Origin of the sequence: Nocardia sichangensis, assembly GCF_047200615.1 — a bacterium.
Classification (GTDB): Bacteria; Actinomycetota; Actinomycetes; order Mycobacteriales; family Mycobacteriaceae; genus Nocardia; species Nocardia sichangensis.
Window position 1 is genome coordinate 210,409 of record NZ_JBJZOK010000008.1, and the last position, 19,393, is coordinate 229,801.

At 68.9% G+C, this 19,393-nt stretch carries 19 protein-coding genes; 2 read left to right on the plus strand and 17 right to left on the minus strand.

What is annotated here, in order from left to right:
• Positions 1-74: 74 nt before the first annotated feature.
• Together ACL03I_RS14115 and ACL03I_RS14120 are read left to right on the plus strand one after the other, a co-directional pair.
• Positions 75-953, plus strand: coding sequence for a peptidylprolyl isomerase (locus ACL03I_RS14115; RefSeq protein ID WP_356961670.1), 879 nt, complete (start codon positions 75-77; stop codon positions 951-953).
• 405 nt (positions 954-1,358) lie between these two features.
• Positions 1,359-1,907, plus strand: coding sequence for a hypothetical protein (locus ACL03I_RS14120; RefSeq protein WP_355070533.1), 549 nt, complete (start codon positions 1,359-1,361; stop codon positions 1,905-1,907).
• An 89-nt stretch (positions 1,908-1,996) separates the two neighbouring features.
• Here ACL03I_RS14120 and ACL03I_RS14125 read toward each other — a convergent pair whose 3' ends face one another.
• From ACL03I_RS14125 to ACL03I_RS14205, 17 genes are all read right to left on the minus strand, one after another.
• Positions 1,997-2,380, minus strand: coding sequence for a DUF4913 domain-containing protein (locus ACL03I_RS14125; RefSeq protein WP_355070531.1), 384 nt, complete (start codon positions 2,378-2,380; stop codon positions 1,997-1,999).
• Entirely contained in the window at positions 2,377-4,212 is a 1,836-nt protein-coding gene (locus ACL03I_RS14130) for a type IV secretory system conjugative DNA transfer family protein (RefSeq protein WP_355070529.1), read from the minus strand. The genes ACL03I_RS14125 and ACL03I_RS14130 overlap by 4 nt, the downstream gene beginning before the upstream one ends.
• Positions 4,213-4,254: 42 nt before the next feature.
• Positions 4,255-4,818 carry a hypothetical protein gene (locus ACL03I_RS14135; RefSeq protein WP_355070527.1) on the minus strand — a complete coding sequence of 188 codons (564 nt, stop codon included), beginning with the start codon at positions 4,816-4,818 and terminating at the stop codon, positions 4,255-4,257.
• 65 nt (positions 4,819-4,883) lie between these two features.
• The gene (locus ACL03I_RS14140; protein ID WP_412806165.1) at positions 4,884-6,548 is read right to left on the minus strand and encodes a peptidoglycan DD-metalloendopeptidase family protein; all 1,665 of its coding nucleotides are present in this window, start codon (positions 6,546-6,548) and stop codon (positions 4,884-4,886) included.
• A 37-nt stretch (positions 6,549-6,585) separates the two neighbouring features.
• On the minus strand, positions 6,586-6,894 hold the full coding sequence (locus ACL03I_RS14145) for a transposase (RefSeq protein WP_067802237.1): 309 nt from the start codon (positions 6,892-6,894) through the stop codon (positions 6,586-6,588).
• Positions 6,891-9,035, minus strand: coding sequence for a hypothetical protein (locus ACL03I_RS14150; protein WP_356961665.1), 2,145 nt, complete (start codon positions 9,033-9,035; stop codon positions 6,891-6,893). The genes ACL03I_RS14145 and ACL03I_RS14150 overlap by 4 nt, the downstream gene beginning before the upstream one ends.
• A 7-nt stretch (positions 9,036-9,042) precedes the next feature.
• Positions 9,043-10,533, minus strand: coding sequence for an SCO6880 family protein (locus tag ACL03I_RS14155; protein ID WP_355070521.1), 1,491 nt, complete (start codon positions 10,531-10,533; stop codon positions 9,043-9,045).
• Positions 10,530-11,960, minus strand: coding sequence for a hypothetical protein (locus ACL03I_RS14160; protein ID WP_355070519.1), 1,431 nt, complete (start codon positions 11,958-11,960; stop codon positions 10,530-10,532). Before ACL03I_RS14160 ends, ACL03I_RS14155 begins: the two co-directional genes overlap by 4 nt.
• Positions 11,961-11,998: 38 nt before the next feature.
• Positions 11,999-12,805, minus strand: coding sequence for a hypothetical protein (locus ACL03I_RS14165; protein WP_364425879.1), 807 nt, complete (start codon positions 12,803-12,805; stop codon positions 11,999-12,001).
• A 23-nt stretch (positions 12,806-12,828) separates the two neighbouring features.
• The gene (locus ACL03I_RS14170) at positions 12,829-13,641 is read right to left on the minus strand and encodes a hypothetical protein (RefSeq protein WP_355070515.1); all 813 of its coding nucleotides are present in this window, start codon (positions 13,639-13,641) and stop codon (positions 12,829-12,831) included.
• Positions 13,638-14,294 (minus strand): hypothetical protein, encoded by a 657-nt coding sequence (locus ACL03I_RS14175; protein ID WP_355070513.1) that lies wholly within the window; start codon positions 14,292-14,294, stop codon positions 13,638-13,640. The genes ACL03I_RS14170 and ACL03I_RS14175 overlap by 4 nt, the downstream gene beginning before the upstream one ends.
• 31 nt (positions 14,295-14,325) lie before the next feature.
• Positions 14,326-14,601 (minus strand): hypothetical protein, encoded by a 276-nt coding sequence (locus ACL03I_RS14180; protein ID WP_412806166.1) that lies wholly within the window; start codon positions 14,599-14,601, stop codon positions 14,326-14,328.
• 8 nt (positions 14,602-14,609) lie between these two features.
• A complete protein-coding gene (locus ACL03I_RS14185) occupies positions 14,610-14,906 on the minus strand; it encodes a hypothetical protein (protein ID WP_039799032.1) in 297 nt (98 codons plus the stop codon).
• A gap of 51 nt (positions 14,907-14,957) precedes the next feature.
• Complete coding sequence (locus ACL03I_RS14190) at positions 14,958-15,620, minus strand: DUF6668 family protein (protein WP_356961661.1); 663 nt, start codon at positions 15,618-15,620, stop codon at positions 14,958-14,960.
• Positions 15,617-16,495 (minus strand): MinD/ParA family ATP-binding protein, encoded by an 879-nt coding sequence (locus ACL03I_RS14195; protein ID WP_355070507.1) that lies wholly within the window; start codon positions 16,493-16,495, stop codon positions 15,617-15,619. The genes ACL03I_RS14190 and ACL03I_RS14195 overlap by 4 nt, the downstream gene beginning before the upstream one ends.
• A 15-nt stretch (positions 16,496-16,510) precedes the next feature.
• Positions 16,511-17,476, minus strand: a complete 966-nt coding sequence (locus ACL03I_RS14200; protein ID WP_412806167.1) for a hypothetical protein — start codon at positions 17,474-17,476, stop codon at positions 16,511-16,513.
• A 57-nt stretch (positions 17,477-17,533) separates the two neighbouring features.
• Positions 17,534-19,132, minus strand: coding sequence for a cutinase family protein (locus tag ACL03I_RS14205; RefSeq protein WP_412806168.1), 1,599 nt, complete (start codon positions 19,130-19,132; stop codon positions 17,534-17,536).
• Positions 19,133-19,393 lie beyond the last annotated feature (261 nt).

Below are 19,393 nucleotides of genomic sequence, written 5' to 3' on the forward strand. Positions count from 1 at the left end.
AGGTTGCGGAACAGTCTCAGGTAGAAATGGCACACTCTTATCCCGATGTAACCGGATACGGGAGGAACGTGGTAGTGCCGAGCAACGAACAGCGACGAGCAGCGGCGAAACGCAAGCTGGAACGTCAGCTCGCCAACCGGGCCGAGCGGGCGCGTAAGCGCAAGCAACTCACCATCGCCGGATCGGTACTCGGTGTCGTCGTCGTGGTCGCCGCCGTGACCGGGGTGTACTTCTTGACCCGCGGCGACGACAGCAACAGCTCCGATGCCGCCGACGCCTCGCTGTCCAGCACTCCCGCCGCGGCCGCCCCGCCCTCCGCGAAGGCCAAGCCCGCGACGGTCGACTGCACCTACCGCGACAGCGCCAAGCCCGCGGACAAGCCGGTGAACAAGCCGAAGGCCGGCCCCGTCCCAACCACCGGCGTCGACGCCAAGGTCAGCGTCAGCATGGACACCAGCCAGGGGCCGATCGGGCTGACCCTGAACAACGCCGATTCGCCGTGCACGGTGAACAGCTTCGTCAGTCTGGCGGCGCAGAACTACTTCGACGGCACCAGCTGTCACCGCATGACCGCGGGCGAGGGCCTGAAGGTCCTGCAGTGCGGCGACCCCACGGGTACCGGAATGGGTGGGCCCGGTTACGAGTTCGACAACGAATACCCGACCGACCAGTACGCTGCGAACGATCCGGCGGCGACTTCGGAGCCGATCTCGTACAAGCGTGGCGTGCTGGCCATGGCCAACGCGGGGCCGGGGACCAACGGCAGCCAGTTCTTCATCGTGTACTCCGATTCCCTGCTCCCGCCGCAGTACACGATCTTCGGCACCGTGGACGACAACAGCCTCGGCACGTTGGACAAGATCGCCGCGCTGGGCCAGGACGACTCCAACGGCCCCGGGGACGGGAAGCCCAAGCAGCCGGTCACGATCCAGTCGGTGCGCATCGACCGCTGAGTGCGGATCCGGGCCCGCGGCGTCTCGGCCGCGGGCCCGAGCCGTATCCACGTCCCTGCAGCCGAAGTGCGGATAGTGGAACCTTTCTTCGGTTAGGGTGCCCTCAGCCCGAAGATCATCCGGCGCGCCCGAAGACACGCCGGAAATGTGCGATATATGCTGATAAAGCAGCACGCTCGTGCGATTGTGCCGACCTTTGTCAGGTAACCTCGAAACAAGGAGTTCTTGCAGCGTAGTGCGGCCTCGGCCGGGCTATCCCCGGGCAGGAAGTGCCACGCCGCAAGTTCTTCGGGTGTCCACGTTTGCAGGCGGGACCCGCTGCACGGGACTACAGTTCGCGTGGCGGCGTCCGTAACGAAGCACCACCATCATCCATAGTGATCACCGCAGCATCGGGGAGCAGCCATGTCCGAGGAACTGGACGACATCGGCCGGGAAACCGCGGCCATGATGAGGACAATGTTGCAGCTTGCGACGCTCGTCGCCTTGCGTACCCGCGAGCGTGGTCAGAAGGAAGCCGAAGCGCGCGTCAAGCTCACCGAGGCCCGGATCAAAGAGGCCAAGGAACTGCAGTTGCGGGAGGCCAGGGACGCGAAGGCCAAGGACCCGCGCAACACCGAGCTGGCCCGGCTGATCGAGAAGCCGATCCCGGAAAAGGGTGTGTCCCTGGAGAAGGACCGCTTCTCCGCGCAGGCCGAGGCATCACGGATGGCGGCCAATGCCGCCGCCGCCAAGCCGGCCTTGCAGTACGACTCCCAGGAACGCCGGATGGCGATCGCGGCACATCTCGCGAAAATGGGTGTGGCGCCGGAACTCGCCGCGGTGCGGATGCTGATCGAAGTAGGGCAGGCACAGCCGCCGGGTGAGGCCGTACGCACCCGCCCCGGCGAGGCGCCCGCGGTTACCAGGGCAGGACGGGAACAGGATCCCCGTGGCTTGGAGCGCACGCGATAGCACGAGACGGACGAGTGCCCGCTGGATCATCCAGCGGGCACTCGTCCGTTCCGAACCCTTTCGGCGAGAATCGCCGTGACGCATCGCCACTACGGCGGGAAGTTACCGATCGTAGGGTCACTGAACATGCCGTTCTGCGGCGCCTTCGTCGGCAGCGGGTTGAGCATGTCCTTATGACCGTTGCGCACACTGCAATACTTGAACGGCCCCTTGGGATCGAACAATTTCGCCATATGCGGATCGGCATGATCCAGGAACCAGACGCTCAGTCCGGTCGCCCCGTCCTGGCGGTAGTGCTCCCAAGCGCGCCATAACGCGTCCAGCCGGGCAATTGCCTCCGCGTGCTGCCACCACTCCGGGCACCACACGGTGTCACTGAGATCGGTGACCTGCCGACGGTAGATCACGCTGAGATAGTTCTCGACGAACTCGACCACGTTCGCGTAGTGCATGTTCTGCTGCGGTTCGTTCACAGCGGCCGGACCTCCTCGACTTGGCCGTACTCCGGCGGTGGCGTCGACTTGCTCAGCGACGGCGAACCGATGACGTCCGCGATCTGCGTCTTGCGCTGCGGATCATGGTGCGAGATGGACTGTTTCACGTCGGAAGCGTACTCACCCTCCCACCACGGCACGGTACGGATGAGCACCGGTGGCGCACCGGACGGGAACAGGATGGCCCGCCCACGCGGCAGCGTCGCCAGACCGTTGACCGAGAACGTCTTGGACGAGCCCAGCGAGCGTGAGTAGCTCTTGCCGCCCTTGGACTCGGAGACCGACTGCGAGATCGCGTCGTACTCACCGAGCACGTCCGAACGCTCCTGCAGGAACTTCGTGTCGTCCACGCCGCTGCCGAGCACTTTGATGTTCGCCGCCGACCACAACGCGTTCATGCCGCTCTCGCCCCAGCAGCGGGCGCCCTGCGCCCAGGACTGCAGCACGGTCATCACGACGATGCCCCGGGAGCCGAAGTGGCTGTACTGCTTGGGCAGATCCTTCCAGCGCACCACGTTCGCCGCCTCGTCCAGCACCGCGAGCAGCGGGATCGCCAGGCGGCCACCGGCCGACTGCGACGCCTTGCGCATCGCCACGTCCACCACCGCCTCGGTGAGCGCGCTCACCAGCGGCGCGGCCGAACCGCGGCCCTCCAGCGACAAGCTGTAGAGCGTTCCGTTGTTCTCCAGGAACTCCAGCTCGTCGAATTCCCTGCGGTCGCCGCCGCGGGAGATCCACGGATGCACGTTCGACAGTTTCAGGCAGCGGATCATCTTCTTGGCCGTGCCGAAGATGCCGCTGCGCGTGCGCGGATCGGTGTTGTACTGCGAGGACAGGCCCGAGGCCGTGTAGTGATGGCGGGCGGCGCGCAGCAGCTCGATGGGCTCGGTGTCCTGCGGATTGGTCACCCACTCCCAGACCTGCACGATCGGCCTGCTGCCGTTGCGGTCGCCGACGGCGGCGGCGAGGAACAACCCGGCCAGCAGGTCCTCGGCCTCGGGATCGAAGAACGCGTCGGTCTTCGTGTCCCGGCCGTCGTCACCGTCGGCGAAGTGCCCCGCAAGCCGCGCCGCGCGCATCTCACAACCTTCGCGCTTGGCGTCCACCCAGGACAGCGGATCCCAGAACCAGGTCGGCTCTTCACCCGCGACACCCTGCGGGTCGAAGACGAAGGTGGGACTTCCCTTGGACTCCCGCACGTCTCGGGTGGCGTCCACCACGTCGCGCTTGTTCGAGGTGGCCAGCACCGGGCCGATCGCGCTGAGGATCGCCGGGATGACCCGGGAGGTCGACTTGCCCTGACGCGGACCCCAGATGTCCAGGTGCAGATCCTCGTACGAACCGTAGAGCATCACCCCGTCGGCCACACCAACGCCGATCGGCACACCCGGAGCGTCGTCGTAGCCGAGTCTCACCCCCAGCTGCTCGGCCTTCTCCCGGACGCCCGCTTCGGTGAGCATCGAGATCGCGCCGCCGTTGCCCATCACGTCGGCCTTGTCGTCGACCGGCAACCTGCCTTTGGACCGGCGCTTCTGCAACTCCTTGCGGATCACCAGATACGCTACGACGCTGAGGATCACCAGCAGCACGATCGCCGTCGCCGCGCCCGGCCAGCGCAGCCTTCCTCGCGCCAGATCGGCCGCGATGGCGATCGGGTTGAACGGAACCTTCTGCGGGCTGCCCTCGAGCATGTTGCCCAGATGCAGCGCGAGCCAGAGGGTTCCGAAGATCGCGAAGCCGGCGTAGGTCAGTAGCAGGCTGACATCGGGTCCGGGGATGGCCGGATCCGTCACCTTTTTCTTCTTCGCCATGTGTCCCTCCTGGGTCGGCCGTCCGGTACGGAAAGCGAGTGGTCAGCGGAATGCGTCGAGCCGCCAGCCGTCGGGTGTGCGCACGACGGTGGCGATCACCGTCGCGGGCGGCAGCGGCTCCTTGCGTCCGTTCGGATGGACGACGGTCTGCTCGATCCCGATCTTGAACTGCTGGACGTTCGGATCACTGAGGGCAGGAGCCTTCTCGCCGGACGCGAAGGTGAACGCCTCCACATGCGCCCCTTCCCTCGCCCAATCCGCCCACTGCAGTGTCGACTTCGGCGTCTGCACCGCGGTCGGCGTCGCATCCAGCATACGAATCAGGCTGGGGCCGAGAAACTTCCGCGCTCGGCCCAGCGACTCGCCCTGGGTCTCGGTGGCGGGCTGCCAACTGTAGATTTCCCGCAACGCCGCGACCGCGACGCCGTCCGGCGTCACCGGGTCGGGGGCGGGCACGCCCTCCAGCAACCGGGGTGTGGACGTAGCGGAATGCGCCGCATCGGATCCCGAGTCCGCGCGGTCCGTCCGGCCACAGGCCGCACCCAGCACCGCGACGCTCACCACCAGCATCACCACCAGTTTCGCGCGTGCATTTGCTCTGTCCATCCAGGCTAACCGCACACCGGGGCGTCGCGGCAGTCCCGCCGCCGTGTGTTCGCGCCCGTGAACGCTCACAGCACCCTCCTCGCCCGTCCGTCTCCTGGCACCGCGACTTCCGAAACGCCGCCGCCGGATCGGACGTCCGCGCCGGGCACCGACTGGATCATCCGGCCGTTGCCCGCATAGACGCCGACCTGCGCGGGGCCACGCGCGCCGAACGAGCTGAACACCAGATCCCCGGGCTGCGCCTTGCTCATCGGCACCTCCGCGCCCGCCTCCCACTGCTGTTCGGCCGTGCGCGGCAACGTCACCGCGCCGGAGGACGCCGCGAACACCGCCGCCGCGGTCAGGCCCGGTCCGTCCAACCCCCCGCCGCTCGGTCCTTGGGGTCCCCCGCCGCCCCACACGTAGGGCGTGCCGAGCCACTCGTGCGCGGCTTGGACGATCTGGTCGCCGGCCGAACCCTGCCCAGGGGTGAACCGGCCGAGCGAACCCGGCGCTCGGTATTGCGCTTCCATGGTGAGAATGTTGCGCACGTATGGCTGGGTCTCGGCGTAGTGCGCAGCGAGCTGGTTCGGCATGCCGCCCGAGGCCAGCACCGCGCCTTCGCCGGCGTTGTACGCCGCCAGCGTCAAAGCGACGATGTCGCCCTGCACCCTGCCCTCGGCCTGCCACCGCTGGATCTGGTGCGCGATCGCGCACATGTAACGCCCCTGGCCGACGATCGCGTCCCCGTCGTCCCACACGCTGGCCACGCCGTTGCCGTCGGCATCGATCACGTACGGCTGACCGTCGTCGGGATCGATGCTCACCGCGGTGGTCGGCAGGAACTGGGCCAGGCCCTGCGCACCGGCGGGCGAGGTCGCGCCGCGCCGGAAACCGGATTCCTGCCTGCCCTGCGCGGCCAGTAGCGACGGCGTGATCTGCGGGCAGATCGAACCCGCACGGCGGTACCAGATCTCCAGTTCTTGTGGCACCTTGCCCGCGGCCAGCGCGCCACCGGCGGTGCCGAAACCGAGGCTGCAGCGTGGATCGCTGGAATACGCTCGCGCACCGCCGACATCCGGGGTCGGCGCACCGTCGAGCCAGGGCAGCGGATCGATCTGCCGTCCGCCAGTGAAACGGCCGCCCGGGACGATCTCGAAATGCAAGTGGGGCCCGCTGGATTCACCCGCCGACCCCACCGCGCCGATGTGCTGCCCTGCGGTCACCGTATCGCCCGGCCGGACCAGGACGCCGGAGTCCCACATGTGGCCGTAGACCGCCGAGTACGAACGGCCGTTGATGTCCACCGAGTCGACGACGATCCAGTTGCCGAATCCGGATGCCGGACCGGCGGCGACGACGCGGCCGTCGGAGACCGAGAAGATGGGCGTGCCGTCCGGCGCGGCCAGGTCGACGCCCTTGTGCGCGCCACCCCGCGCGCCGAACGTGTCCGACACCGTGAAGGTTCCGGTGGCCATCGGCAACGTGCGGCGTAGCGGGCCGACTCCCGCCGCGAGTGAGGGTGTGGCGGTCGCGGCCGGATTGGGTCGGCTCGCGCCGGTACCTGTTGTCGCGGCGGCGCGCCGATCGCCCGGCGGGTAACCGCCCAGCGGCGGAAGCACCGACTGCGATCCGAGCACGGAGCCGCCCTCACAGGCGTCGTCGACCGCGGGCATGACGATGACCAGCACGATGGTCATCAGGCCGAGCACCGCGCCCAGCGCCGTCCACAAGACGGATTTGCCGCTCACCGCCGCACTCCGGCATCGTGCCGCGCGCAGCCCGGGTTCACGTGCGGCGCCGAGTCTCGTTGAGGGTGTCGGCCAGCGTGCGGTTCATCTCGGCGGCGGCAGCCAACTGCTGTTGCAGCAGTGCGACCTTGCGCCGCAGCGCAGTGGCGTCCATCCGCTCCAGACTGGGGCCTTCGGCCGCGCGCACCCAATTGCGCACCGAGTTCGTGTGCACACCGATCTGCTCGGCGACCACGCGGCATGCCTCCGATTCACTGCGCAGCTTGCCGGTCAGCGCGATGACCTGTTCGACCGCCGCTTGACGCACCTCCGGCGAGACGCGTCGGTAGGACCGGTGCGGCATCATGCGGCGCTCCCCGGTGAATCCGTTCCTCGCGAGATCGATTCGGTGAACTCGCTGAACCGCTGGTTGGTGTCGTGGATCCCGCTTTCCTTCTCCGACAGCGTGAATTCCATGTGGAAGGGGATACCGGGGCGGCGATCCTCACCGATTTTCAGCAGGAACTTACCGGTGCCGGGCGGGGAGGGCCGCTGCTGTCCCGGTTTGAGCGCCTCGCCGGTCAGCGCTTGCGGCGCGGACCATCCGGTCACCATCTCCTCCTCGGCCGAGGTGAACGGAACCGTGCTGTCGAGCCGTTTGATCTCCTCGGCCGGAAGCGCGCCGAAGATCTTGGCGCGCGCCCGCTCGAGGAAACCGAGCGCCTTCGCGATGGCGGCTTCCGATCCGAGCGCCTGCAGGTCCTTGATGGTGTGGCTGATCATGATCAGCGCGGTGGCGATGCCGCGCTGCAAGCGGGTGAGCTCGTCGACGCGGTCGACCATGAAGTCACCGAGGCCGAGCACCTGCCACAGCTCGTCCATCACCACTTGGAAATAGCGCTGCGGACCGAGTTTCGCGTCGGCGAGCACGTGCGCGGCCTCGACCGAGGCGAACCCGTCGGCCCAGCAGGCCAGCATGACCGCGGCTTTGAGCTTCTTGTCGCCGGTCGGGATGTGTGAGACGTCCATGCACACCGCGACCGCGCTGGTATCGATCGGCACGGTGGTCTGGCCGTTGAAGACCGCGCCGAACGGTCCCTGGGTGAGCGCGCGTAGGGAGCGGCGCAGCCCCTTGATCGCCTCCTGGTACTCCGCGGTGTCGTCGGCGCCCGCGTCCAGCATCAATTCCTCGCCGCCGCCGACGATCACCTCGAGCAGGTTCTCCATGATCGGCGGCTGGTCCGGCGTGTACCCGCTGCCCGGCCGGTAGAGTATGCGCAGCGCGGTGGCGATCAGGGTCTCCTCGTAATCGCGGACACGATCGCCGCGTACCAGTTCCACCAGGCCCGCGATCAACGTCACCTGCCTGGCCCGCAGGTCCTGCAACACCTGCAGCTGCAACGCCGGGAACTCTTCCAGTCGCGGGACGACCGCGCCGAGCACGCCCGCCGCGAGCGGGTTGAGCTTGCCGTGCCCGTAGCCCAGATCGATCACCTGGCCGCCGACGAGCTCGACCATCTTCCGGTAGTCCGGTTTGACGTCGGCGAGGATCAACGGCGTGATCCCTTGCGCGATGCCACCGAGCACGATGCGGCGGACCAGCGAGGACTTGCCGAAACCGTTGAGGCCGAGCACGAACAGGCTGGGCGCGGTGATGAAGCTGCCGCGCATGAACCAGTTCATCGGGTCGAAGCAGACCGGCGCGCCGGTGTGCAGATGCGAACCGAGGGGCGTGCCGATCAGCGGCGCGCCCGCGCCGACCGACCAGGGCCACAGACCGGCGACCTGGGCCGTGGTGGCACGGTACTCGACCGGGCGGCCGACCACGTTCATCCGGCCGCCGCCCGCGCCCGCGTAGCCGCGGTCGGTGAGTTGCGCTGTGCTGCGGTCGAATCCGTCCTCGATCGTCTGCTCCGCGCGGGCCGCGTAGTTGCGGCGGCGGATGTCGTCGGTGCGGACCCGGAACTGCGCCCATGCCGCCCGCAAGCCATTGCCCTCCCGGGCGAGCATCTCCAGCTTGGCACGGGTGGCGTCGTCGAGCAGCGGTGGCCCGGATTGCTTGCGCCGATCGGCTTTCGCCTTCGCGCGACGGGCCGCCTTGTCCGTGTACGGGCTGCCCATCGCGCGGTCGGCGGTGTAGTCGACCTTCGCGGGCCGTGCCACGCGACCGTTCCTGGCGCCGCTGCGCTCCGGCCGCGCGGCGATGCGCTCGGTGACCGCGTCGCGGGACATGCGAGGGTTCCGTTCGGCCCGGGAGCGTTCGTTGTGCCCCCGGTCGGCGCGCACGCCGTCGGACCGGCCCGCGCCCGGTCGAGCGCGACGCTCGCCCGCTCGCCGGTCGGTCGTGTCCACGCCCAGCCGGTCCTCGCCGTTCACCCGCGCCGAGTCCCGTGTGGGGCGCCGCCGTTCCGGCCGCTGTCCCCACTCGTCCCGGCCGGATTGTTCGAGCCGCCTGCGGCGTGCGTCCTCGTCCCGTTCCCGCACGGGTGGCTCGTAGTCGCGTGCCATGAATCGCTCACCCCGCCAGTGCCTTCGGAATTGTCGCGTGTTCCGGCAGGATCACCCCGCAACCGAGCGAGGCCGCGAAGGCCGCCGCCTGGTAGCGGTAGCACCGCCGAATCTTCAAGCGCGCCTGGGTCGACAGGTCGCGCGTGATGGCTTCGATGCGCGGCAGGTCACCGCGCAAGGGCTCGGTGATGGTCACCAGCGCCCCGAAGCGGGTCACACCGTGACCCCTGGCCTGCTCCTCGCGGGCCTGCTGAGTCGCGCCCACCCGCAGCGTCGCCGCCGCGGACACGACTCCGCGTTCGCTCTGTTGGGCCACCAACGCGTTCTTGAAATCGTCGTCGACGATCTCGGCGGCGTCGGCGGCCGAGTGCGGACGGTACACGATCGCGATACGTTTGCGCGGCACTTCGGGATTCGGCGCGAGCAGCCGCTGCAGCACCCGCTCGTCGACCGCGCCCTCGGGGGCGGCATCCATTTCCCAGGTGACCGACCGGCCACCGTCGTGCACCAAGTAATCCCACTTCTCGTCGTGGGACACCGGGCCCGCGTCCGCCCAGTCCAGGCCGTGCCCTTCGGGTTCGCCCGCGGCCACCTCCAGGTCGGCCTGCGAGGCGGGATCGTAACTGCGGCGGATGAACGAGATCACCTCGTCCGCCGACATCGGCTGAGCGCGCACACCGGCTTCCGCCAGCGCGGCGCAGATGCCGGGCAGGCGCCGGCCGATCTCCACGGCTTCTTCGGCCGGGTTCTTGCGGCGCTCGGCGGTGGTGGCCTTGAACGTGATCGCCACCCGCGGCAGCAACTGCACGCGCTCCTGCGGCAGTTCGGTGGCCAACTCGTACATCACCTGCTGGGCCAGTTCGGGCGCCTCGGGCCTGGTGATCGTGGAAACCTCGGTGAGCAAACGGTTTCCGGTCTCCGGCACGGTGTCGATCACCGGCACCACGGCGACGATGTCGCTGGTCTGTCCGACCGAGGCCAGGAAGGTTCCCCACGCCGACACCCACCGGTCGATCACGGGCTGGTCCACGGCCTCATGACCTTGCGGCCACGCGCGCAGCACCACGGTGTACTGGGCGAACTGCGGCAAGTGGATCATGCCGAAGCTGTAGCCACCCGCGTCGATGCCCTCATACAACTTGGAGGGCGCGAGCAGGCCCGGCAAACGGGTGACGCCGCCGGGGATCCGGGAGAAGCGGCCACCGCGGTACACGTGCTCGCCACGACTGCGCGAGCGCATCCAATTGAACATCATCAATCCCGTCTCGTAGCCCGAACGACCTCCGGTCCGCCACACCAGTGGGACCATCACGACGACACCGACGCCGCCGACGATCACACCCCACTGGAAGCCGCCGACCATCGCGGTGATCAGCGCCGTGATCACGACCGCGAAGCCGAGCACGGTTTCCTCCCAGCGCAAGCCGAAAAGGCCTGCGCTGCGCGGCTTCTGCCAAAGCCCGTACGAGCGGCGCTCGTAGGTGTCGGTGATTGTCATCGCGGAATGGTGCTCCTCCCGAGGTCGGGTGAACGGTTCGTCCAGCGATCGCCCGCGACGTCACCCATGGCTTGGTCGGCCCGGCTCAGCCCACCGCTCGCGGCGCGCGCCGCGCCGATCCGGCCTGCCGTCCTGGCCGCTCCGGACGCTACCCCGGCCGCGCCCGCAGGTCCGGAGGCGCGCGGAGCCGCGCCGCCCTGGGGGCCGCCGCCCCCACGCGGCGGCGTCGGCCGAGGTGCGCCGCCGCCACCACGCGGTCCGCCCGCGCCGCCCGGGCGCGGTCCGGTGCCGCTGCCGCTCACATAGCCTGCCCGGCCCGGCGCCGCAGTGCCCTTCACGCCGACCGCCTTGGTGCCCATGGCGCCGAGAGCAGCCACACCGACCAAGGTGCCGCCCGCCGCGGTGAAACCCGAACCGCCGCTGCCGACGATCGCCACGGCCGGAGTGACCAGTCGCATCAGCGCGGGCAACACGAATGCCACGCTGCACAACAGCACGATCGCCACCAGCATGCGCTGGGCCTGCTCACCGTCGGGCAAGCCGCTGGTCGGAGTGAGCGAGTCGACGTGGCCCGCCGTGGTGAACGCGATCATGTAGACGATCGCCGCCACCGGTTTCCACAGCATGAAGGCGATGATCCAGCCGATGAGCTTCTGATAGGACTGCTTGCCGATGTTCATGCCGGAGGCCGCCGCGGCCAGCGGGAGCACACCGGCCGCGATCACCAGCAGTCCCTGCCGGACGATGGCGAGCACGATCTGCGCGAGCGCGCCGAGCAGGCCCACGATCGCGATGATCAGCACCAAGCCGGGCGAAAAAGCCTGCAGCTTGCTGGTTTTCACCATCAGCTCGGCGAGGTCCTTGGCATTGCCGTTGGTCGAGTCGTCGATGATCCACTCCGCGAAGCGGTCCGACGCCTGCGTGCCCGCGACGATGACCGCGCCCAGCATCCAGGAGCTGAACACGACACGGGTGAACATCCGGAACGATTCGGCCGCCTCGTTCATCGCGGCCCCGCGTCTGGCTTCGGCCAATCGCGCCCCGGACAGGATCACCGACGCTATCAGCAGCAGGATCTGCGCTTGATAGGTGTAGTCGTTGATCTTCGTGAACAACGAACCGGAATCGCTGACCGCCTCGTTGGGCACCTTCATCCAGAAGGTCAACGCCAGGATGATGGCCTCGCCGAGACCGTTCATCAGCGAATCGACCACCTTGCCGAAGGTGGAGTCCCAGGCCTTGTCCTTCACCGCCGTCGCAGCCTGGTTGGGATGCGAGGCGGCATTGCCCGCCTTGCACGCGGCGGACGCGGCGTCACCGAGGGTGAAGCCGGGCAGCCCGAGGCCGTCGAGGCTGTCGTGGATCTCGTTGCACGTATCGTCGAAGCCGTACGTCTGGCCGTAGGCCACGGTCGGAGTCGCGATCATCACAGTGAAGATGACCGCGAGGATTGTGACTAGCCGCCTCACCATTGTGTCCACCCATCGATCGAACCGATCGTTTCGAGCGGCTGCGCGTCGCCCGCGGACGACTTCAATCTCCAGCCACCGTCACGCCATACCACGTTGAGTCTCATGGCCACCCAACTTCGCCCGCCGTGCAGGAACTCACGGGTCTTGCGGGCGACACGAACAACAGCGAAATCGTCACCATAGCTTTCGATTCGAAATGCGTCGGACGCGTACAGCAGCGGTTTGACGCTCTCCGGCAAGACGTCGGGCACTTTGCCCTCGGCGATCTTGCGCGCCCGGTCGGCGAGTTCCTCGGGCGTGAGGATCACCAACCGCTGCCACAGCGTGTGGTCGGTGGGCCGCGCCACGGTCCGCCAGTAGATCTGCTCGGCGGCCAGGGCGGCGCCCTGCGGGGTCTTGGCGAACCCCGTCGGCACACCGTTGTCGACGCGCGCGGGTCCATCGGTCGTCGAGAACGGAACCACGGGGCCGCCGTACACCTGTTGCCAACCGCCCGGCTGGTTCGTCCCGCCCGGCGCGCCGGTCTGCCACTCCGGATCGGTCGGCGTCCGTGGCGCGCCCGACTGCGAGAGCGCCTGCCCGGCGGGGTCTTTCGGGATATCGAAACGATGGCCGAACGAGTCCGCACCCGTTCCAGCGAAGGACGACCCCGGACCGGGTGCGCCGGAAAGGTCGGCCGATGCCGTCGTCTGCGACACCTGGCCGGCTGCCGCGTCGTCGTCCCGGACCGCGAACACGGTGACGACCGCGGCCACCGCCACGGCCAGTACCGCTCCCGCGCCCAGCACGGCAGGCGGCATGCGATCGGAAGACCTCCTACGACTCACCATCGCGTCCACCCCTGCAACGACTCGACGTACTCGGTCTGGGCGTTGTTGGTGGTCGTGGGCTTCAGGCGCCAATCGCCCGCGTCCCACACCATGGCCAGACGCGTCGCCGCCCACAGTTGTTTGCCGTCGATCACCGGGCCCCTGGTGGCCAACCGGACGATGGCGAGATCGTCGGCGTAGTCATCCACTTTGAACGCGTCCGAGGCGACGAAGTAGCGGGTTACCTTTTCCGGCTGCTGCTTCGGCAGCCGGGAGTCGGCCAGTGCCTTGTCGTAGGCGGCGATCTGCTGGGCGGAGACCCGGACCTGGCGCACGTACAGGTCACGGTCGGCGGGACGGGCGTTGAGCCGGTAGGTGATCTGCGCCGCGGCCAGCACCGCGCCCTGCGGGGTGTGCGAGTACCCGACGGCCAAGTCGTCCTCGATCCGGGTCGGCCCGTCGGAGGTGGAGAACGGGACGGACGCGCCGTACACCCGCTGCCAGCCGTGTGGTTCGGCGGTACCCTCCGGCGCGGCGGTCAGCCAGTCCGCGTCGCTGGGCTTGCGCTGCCGGGAGGGGTCCTGCGCGAGCGGTTGCCCGGCAGCGTTGTTCGGGATGTCGACCCGCCTGCCGAGGATGTCCAGCTCGGGGCTCGCGAAGCCGGTTCCGCCGGAGCCTTCGGCGACGGCGGGCGCGCCTGCGACCGGCTCGTCGTCACGGCTGACGAAAACGAAGATGCCGACCACCACGATGAGCGCCAGCACGGCGGCGGAGGCGACGATCCCGAAGGAGACACGGTCGCGCGCGTACGACTCCCTGTCGCTCACGTCGGTGCCTCCACTTTCACGATGTCGGTAGGTAATGCGTCGATCGAATCGATCGGTCGCACGGTCGAATCCGGATCCGGCAGCCGTAATCTCCAGTCGTCGCCGAACCACTCCACGGCCGTGTGGTGCACTGCCTTCGACCTGTCGGAGTACTCCGTATACACGTCCACGGTGGACCGCGACTCCGAGTAGCCGGTGATCTTGTAGCCGAGCAAACGGGGCGCGAACTCCGGGCCCGCCGGGCCGGTGATCGACAGCTGCACCCGGTTGATCGCCCATTCGTCCTTGGCCGGACCCGGAACGAGCTCCGCGGCAGCGACTTTCGCCCATTGAGTATCGGCCGCCACGGCCAGCCGCACGGAGTGGGTCAGCGCGGCGATGGCCGCGCCGCGCGGCGAGTGCTCGAAACCGGTCGCCGCGCCGTCGGCCGTCGACCGCGGTCCCTGGCCGGTGTGCGGCAGCGGCACCCCTTGGAACGGCTGCCACCGCACATCGGTGGGAGCGGCCGAGAGGTCCGGCCCCACCGAGTCCGCGCCACCGCCGCAGCCGACCGCCGCGAACAGCAGCGCGGCGCCGACGACTCCGGCCGCGGGGCGGCGGATGTCACGCCGCCACGCCGCGGTGTCCGCCGGCCGCAGTACTGTCGAATTCATTCCCGTGTCGTCCCCGTCCCGCTCCGGCGGCTCACGCGGGCAGGAACGCCAGGGCGATCCCCGACGCCGTGCTCGCCACCACAGCACCCAGCAGGCTCATCAGAACGCCGTGCGAGGCATCGTTCATGGCCAGGTCACTGCGAAAGACCAGCCACAGCTTCCCCGCGGAGACGATCATCCAGGCCAGGCACACCAGAAGGACGAACCACAGCAGCCAGTTCAGCAGCTGCATCAGCGGTGCGAGGACGTCGGCGGGCATCTGCTTGTAGGCCAGCGACCCGGCCGCGAGCATGTGTACGGTACCCATCGCCGACATCAGGTCCCGATGACCGCGTTCATGATGGTGCCCGCGCTGGTGGCGACCACGCCGCCGATCATCGCGCCCGCCACCATCTTCGGCGACTCCAGACCACCACCGGTCCACTTCTCCCAGGCGAACTTGCCGCCCGCGTAGACGATGCCGCAGATCCCGGACAACAGGACGAACCACGTGAGATACCGCACCAGCTGCAGGATCTTCTCCGAACCGGGCGGCGCCTCTGGCGTCGGATTACCGACTTGCGCGAGTACGGTGCCGTACGTGTCCTGCACGGCGAGGAGGAGCGTGCTCATCGGGTGCCTTTCTCGAATAGTGGGTGGTGGTCGCCGATGCGATGCGGACGTTCACTCATCGGACGGCTTGCGAAGATCCGGAGACCCGCGGTCGTAGCCGGCCTCCTCCAGTGCCGTCCGAGCTGCCGCCACGATGTCGGCGCCGAGCTCCCGGACATCGAGCGGGACTTCCTCCAGCAGATCGAGCTTGCGTTTCCTCGGTGGCACCAGGTCACCGGGCGACCACACCGGCAGCTGCTCCGGTTCGACCAGCGTCCACTCCTCGTACCACGGCACCTGCCACACCTGTCCGGCCAGGGAGCCGACCACGTCTCGGTAGCGCCGGATCTCGGGAGCCATCCGTCCTGGCCTGGCGGCGACGGTGATCAGGCCGAGCACGTCGGAAGGGCCAGCGAAACCCGAAAGATGTTGGCGCAGAAGGTCGTGCGCGCGAGACAGACCGGCGATGGTCTCCCTGGCGACGAGGACGACGAACGGGCTTTCGCGGTCGAAGACGCCGGGCCAGCGGCGGCCCGAATCCGCCGCGGGCGCAAGCACATGCGCGAGGGTACTGGCTCCCGCTCCGCCGTGCACACCCAGCAGCCAGACCAGCGGCGCACGGCCGACACCCGGTACGGGACGGTCCCAGACGGCGGCACGGCGGGACTCCGGCGGGGCGATCACACCGGCGGGCGCGGGATCGGGCTGACGCGGAAAAATCATGGCGGCGGTCATGATGCCACCCCGGCGAGCAGGCGCCCATACGCCCGGCGCGTCTCGTCCGCCAAGGAGGAGTGCCGCACGAGTTCACCACGGGCCAGATGCGGATCGTAGGGAATCTCCCTGATATCGCGAACCCAGCCGGACAGGTGCTGGCGCAAATGATCCGCTACCCGGGAGTCGTCGCCGGGATACTGGTGCGAGATGACGATGGTGGTGTCGCCGACGATGCCGCCGCCATGTCCTTCCTCGGCGTCACCGAACTGGTCGTCGAGCCATTCCAGGGCGACCCGCAGCCGGTTGGCCGCGTCGTTGCGCGCCGGAATAGCAAGTACCAGAGCGACTTCCGCGTCGTCGAGCAAGGGAAGCAGTTGCCGGGCGGCAATCGGATGCCCCCCGTCGTAGACGCCGGTGTATCCGGCGTCGCGCACCGCGCGGGCGACCGTGAGGTAGGTCGCACGCCTGCGCAGCGGCGCGGCATCGCGCCACAGCAGGCCGACGCCCGAGGTCGCCCGCGACAGGCACTCCTTCAACGGCGCGGGCTCGTCGTCACCGCGTCCGTACAACCAGGACTGCAAACTGATCGGGTGCAGATGCTCATCCGCGCCACGCAGCGCGAGATCACTGCCCGCCGAGGTGGCGTCCACCGCGACTGTCGGCGTTCCACCCGTGCCCATCTCACCCGCCAAACCCAATGCCGTCGTCGTGGTACCCGCACCACCGCATCCACCGACCACCAGGATGGGCCGCTGCGCCGGACGATCCGCATCGGAACCGTCACCCTTGCCGCGCCGCAACCGCACTACCGGAGCCTTCGAACGCACCGGCCGGCTCGACGCCGCGCCCTCCCCGGGCGCATCGTCGAGCCAGCGGCTCCAGTCCTCTCCCATCGCCTCTGCTCTCCTTTATCCGGCCGTGATACCCGTGATCAGGGTGCGGCCGTCGATCACCGCGGTGGTGACCGTCTGCCTGTTGTACGTGGCGGGCGCGCCGCCGGGCCGGTACTCGGTGACCTCCACCGAATACCGGTTGTCCGCGACCGTCACGATCCGCACGCAGTGCGTCGTGCCGATCGGGACGGAGTCGATGCCCCGCTGGATGACCCAGGCGGGCTGGACGTCGGCGGCCGGAGCGACGGCCGCGCGGGCGCGGTCCCCCGAACGTTCGACGTAGTACGCGTACTGGAACGACAGCACCGCGTCGGGCCCGGAGCCCGTGCCGCCCGGCTCCGCGCTGCGCACGATCGCGTCACTGCGCTCGGTCGGGCAGGCGCCCGCGCTCACCGCGCGCGGGTCACCGCCCGCGTGCACACCGCCGACGGTGAGCTGCACCGACGCGGACACATGTGAGTCCTTGGGCAGCGCGGCGCGACCGGCGGCGGAGCGCAGCAGCAGCACGCACACCGCGGCGACGGCGATGATCAGCACCGCCGCGATCCCGATGAGCAGCAGCCGGGCTCGGCGCACCGCCGGATGGTCGCGGGCGGCTTGGCGCAGTGCACGCGACGCCGCAGGGCGCGGCCGCTCGACCGGCTCGGGTATGTCGTCGTCGGCCCACGGCAACTTGACCGGATCGGCCTGCCGCGGCGCGACGTAGTCGTCGTCGGGGCCGGGCGCCCGGCCGGTCACCACCCAATCCGACCAACCGCCGGTGAATTCGCTGCGCTGCGCGGGCAGATCCGACGGGACCTCCTCGGGCTTGCGCTGCCACGGCTCGGTGTCGTCGCGGATGTAGTCCGGATAGCGCGAAGGCGCGTCGTCGTCTGCCGGGGCGATGGTGTCCGCCTCATCCGGCTTGCCCGCCTCTGGCGTTCCGACCGCCGGCTCGAGAGCGCCGTACCAGCGGGAAAGCTGTTTGTACGACTTCAACATTCCCCCATTCCCGCAGAGCAGGGCACGCAGTATCGCATCGTCGGACCCTCTCGGCGATCAGTTCGTGGAGAACGGGTAGGTGTTGGGTGTGCCGGTTCGGTCGGTGGGCGGAATCGACGTCACGCCGCTGGATGAGGCGCCGTCGGCTCCTGTCCCGAACGGAAATTGTCCCGTACCGGACGAACTCGGCGTGGGAGACGCGCCGGAGCCGTCCCCGAAGAATCCGGTCGGCTGCTTCTCCAGCACGGCCCTCGGCTCGGCCTTGCTGCCGAACGCGTCGGCGATGTCGCGAGCGATCGCCGCGAACCAGTCGGCCACGAACTGGGTGGGAGCGTCACCGTTCGCCGAGACGGTCGCGCTGGTGTAAGCGGTGTGACGCTGCACGGTGTCCCAGTAGCGCACCCACGTGGTCGTATTCAGCAGCTCGCTGTTGTCGGTGATGTTCTGCACCACCGCGTCGAACGCCTGGGTGACCAGACGGACGCCGGTGGTCGGCGGGATCGGCTGCGGAATAGCGCCGAGCAGCTTGACGCCGAGCGACAGCAGGGCGGCGGGCGGATTCGCCAGGCCCGCGGTGGCGAGCTCGGCGATGTTCGCCGGGGCGATCACCGTCCGGACCACCGCGATCACCGAGTTCAAACCGATCATGCCGACTTTCAGCAGCGCCTGCAGCGCGGCGGGCAGATTCAGCGGAGTTCGTGGATCCGAGGCGTCGGCGAGGCGCTGCGAGATCGACTTCTGCGGCGAGATCGACAGGGTGGCCAGCGAATTGCCCTGGACGTCGCCGTTGACCACTTCGGTCGCGGTCTTGATGGAGGTGAACGCCAGCGCCTGCGCGATCGATACCAGTGAGGCGATCGGGTCGCCGCCGCTGAGCTTGGACTGGCCCGCCACGTTGGCGACCGCCTTCAGGATGGGCGCGCCGTCCGGGGCGTCGCAGGCGAGATCCCCCGCCGCGCAGAAACTCGCCACCCGGCCGGTGAGCGCCCCGAAATTCGCGGCCTTGTCTCGTTCCGGGCCGATGCCGCCGCCGGTGGCGGGCGCCTGCGGCAGTGCGGCGACGGACACCAGCCGGTCCCCCGAGGTTCCCGGCGCGGGGTCCGGCGTCGCCTTGCCGGGCGCGCCGGGAAAAAGCGGCGCACCGGGATTGCGGGTCGGGTCGCCGAATAACGCGACCGCGGCCACCTTTTCGGCAGGCAACGCACCGTGCCCCTGGCCGACCTCCTGGGCGAACATCGAGGCGACGTGCGCGCCCTGCGAATAACCGACGACCGCGAACCGGCTGTTCGGGCAAGCCTCGGCAACGGTCCCGGCCATGCTCCGCAGACGGGCCAGGCCGCCGGCCACGGATTCCGAATACGGCACCGCGCCACCGGCTGTCGCACCGCCGAAGCCGGATTCGTATGGCACGTAAGCCCGATCGACGAGTCCGGTGTCCGGAGCTTTCGCCATCATCGGGCGGAACACGGTGGAAAGCATTCCGGTGTCGGTGGTGGGCGCGGCATCCGGCGACGATTCACCGGTGCCTTGAATGCCCAAGGCGTACAACGCGGGACAGGTCGTGAGACGGATCTTCGTGGACGGGCCAACAGGATTCGACGGCTCCGCCGCGGCGACACCGGCGGTCGCCACAGCCACGGCGAGTGCTACCAGCATCCCCGAGAGTCTTGCCGAGTATCCAGTCATAGCGATCCGCAATCAAGTCGTCAGCCGCAGCTACCTCAACGCCATGAAACGCAATAGACCGTAACAGATTACGGCTATTACTGCCGCATCGACGGAAAACTTCCACGACACACCGAGTTGAACGCGACACGCAGTGGCGCGTTCCGGGGAAGGGTCCGACAAGTTTCCGGCATCGCGCCCCGAATGGCAACCCCTGGAGCCGAGTTGGCGGCAAGCGGAAACCCTTGCGAT

Excerpts from the sequence above, each read along its gene's own strand:
- ACL03I_RS14145 (WP_067802237.1), bottom strand. The coding sequence starts at position 6,894 with ATGATGCCGCACCGGTCCTACCGACGCGTCTCGCCGGAGGTGCGTCAA.
- ACL03I_RS14200 (WP_412806167.1), bottom strand. The coding sequence starts at position 17,476 with ATGTTGAAGTCGTACAAACAGCTTTCCCGCTGGTACGGCGCTCTCGAG.
- ACL03I_RS14195 (WP_355070507.1), bottom strand. The coding sequence starts at position 16,495 with ATGGGAGAGGACTGGAGCCGCTGGCTCGACGATGCGCCCGGGGAGGGC.
- ACL03I_RS14150 (WP_356961665.1), bottom strand. The coding sequence starts at position 9,035 with ATGGCACGCGACTACGAGCCACCCGTGCGGGAACGGGACGAGGACGCA.
- ACL03I_RS14160 (WP_355070519.1), bottom strand. The coding sequence starts at position 11,960 with ATGATCGCGACTCCGACCGTGGCCTACGGCCAGACGTACGGCTTCGAC.
- ACL03I_RS14190 (WP_356961661.1), bottom strand. The coding sequence starts at position 15,620 with ATGACCGCCGCCATGATTTTTCCGCGTCAGCCCGATCCCGCGCCCGCC.
- ACL03I_RS14155 (WP_355070521.1), bottom strand. The coding sequence starts at position 10,533 with ATGACAATCACCGACACCTACGAGCGCCGCTCGTACGGGCTTTGGCAG.
- ACL03I_RS14135 (WP_355070527.1), bottom strand. The coding sequence starts at position 4,818 with ATGGACAGAGCAAATGCACGCGCGAAACTGGTGGTGATGCTGGTGGTG.
- ACL03I_RS14120 (WP_355070533.1), top strand. The coding sequence starts at position 1,359 with ATGTCCGAGGAACTGGACGACATCGGCCGGGAAACCGCGGCCATGATG.
- ACL03I_RS14165 (WP_364425879.1), bottom strand. The coding sequence starts at position 12,805 with ATGCCGCCTGCCGTGCTGGGCGCGGGAGCGGTACTGGCCGTGGCGGTG.
- ACL03I_RS14175 (WP_355070513.1), bottom strand. The coding sequence starts at position 14,294 with ATGAATTCGACAGTACTGCGGCCGGCGGACACCGCGGCGTGGCGGCGT.
- ACL03I_RS14185 (WP_039799032.1), bottom strand. The coding sequence starts at position 14,906 with ATGAGCACGCTCCTCCTCGCCGTGCAGGACACGTACGGCACCGTACTC.
- ACL03I_RS14205 (WP_412806168.1), bottom strand. The coding sequence starts at position 19,132 with ATGCTGGTAGCACTCGCCGTGGCTGTGGCGACCGCCGGTGTCGCCGCG.
- ACL03I_RS14180 (WP_412806166.1), bottom strand. The coding sequence starts at position 14,601 with ATGGGTACCGTACACATGCTCGCGGCCGGGTCGCTGGCCTACAAGCAG.
- ACL03I_RS14130 (WP_355070529.1), bottom strand. The coding sequence starts at position 4,212 with ATGGCGAAGAAGAAAAAGGTGACGGATCCGGCCATCCCCGGACCCGAT.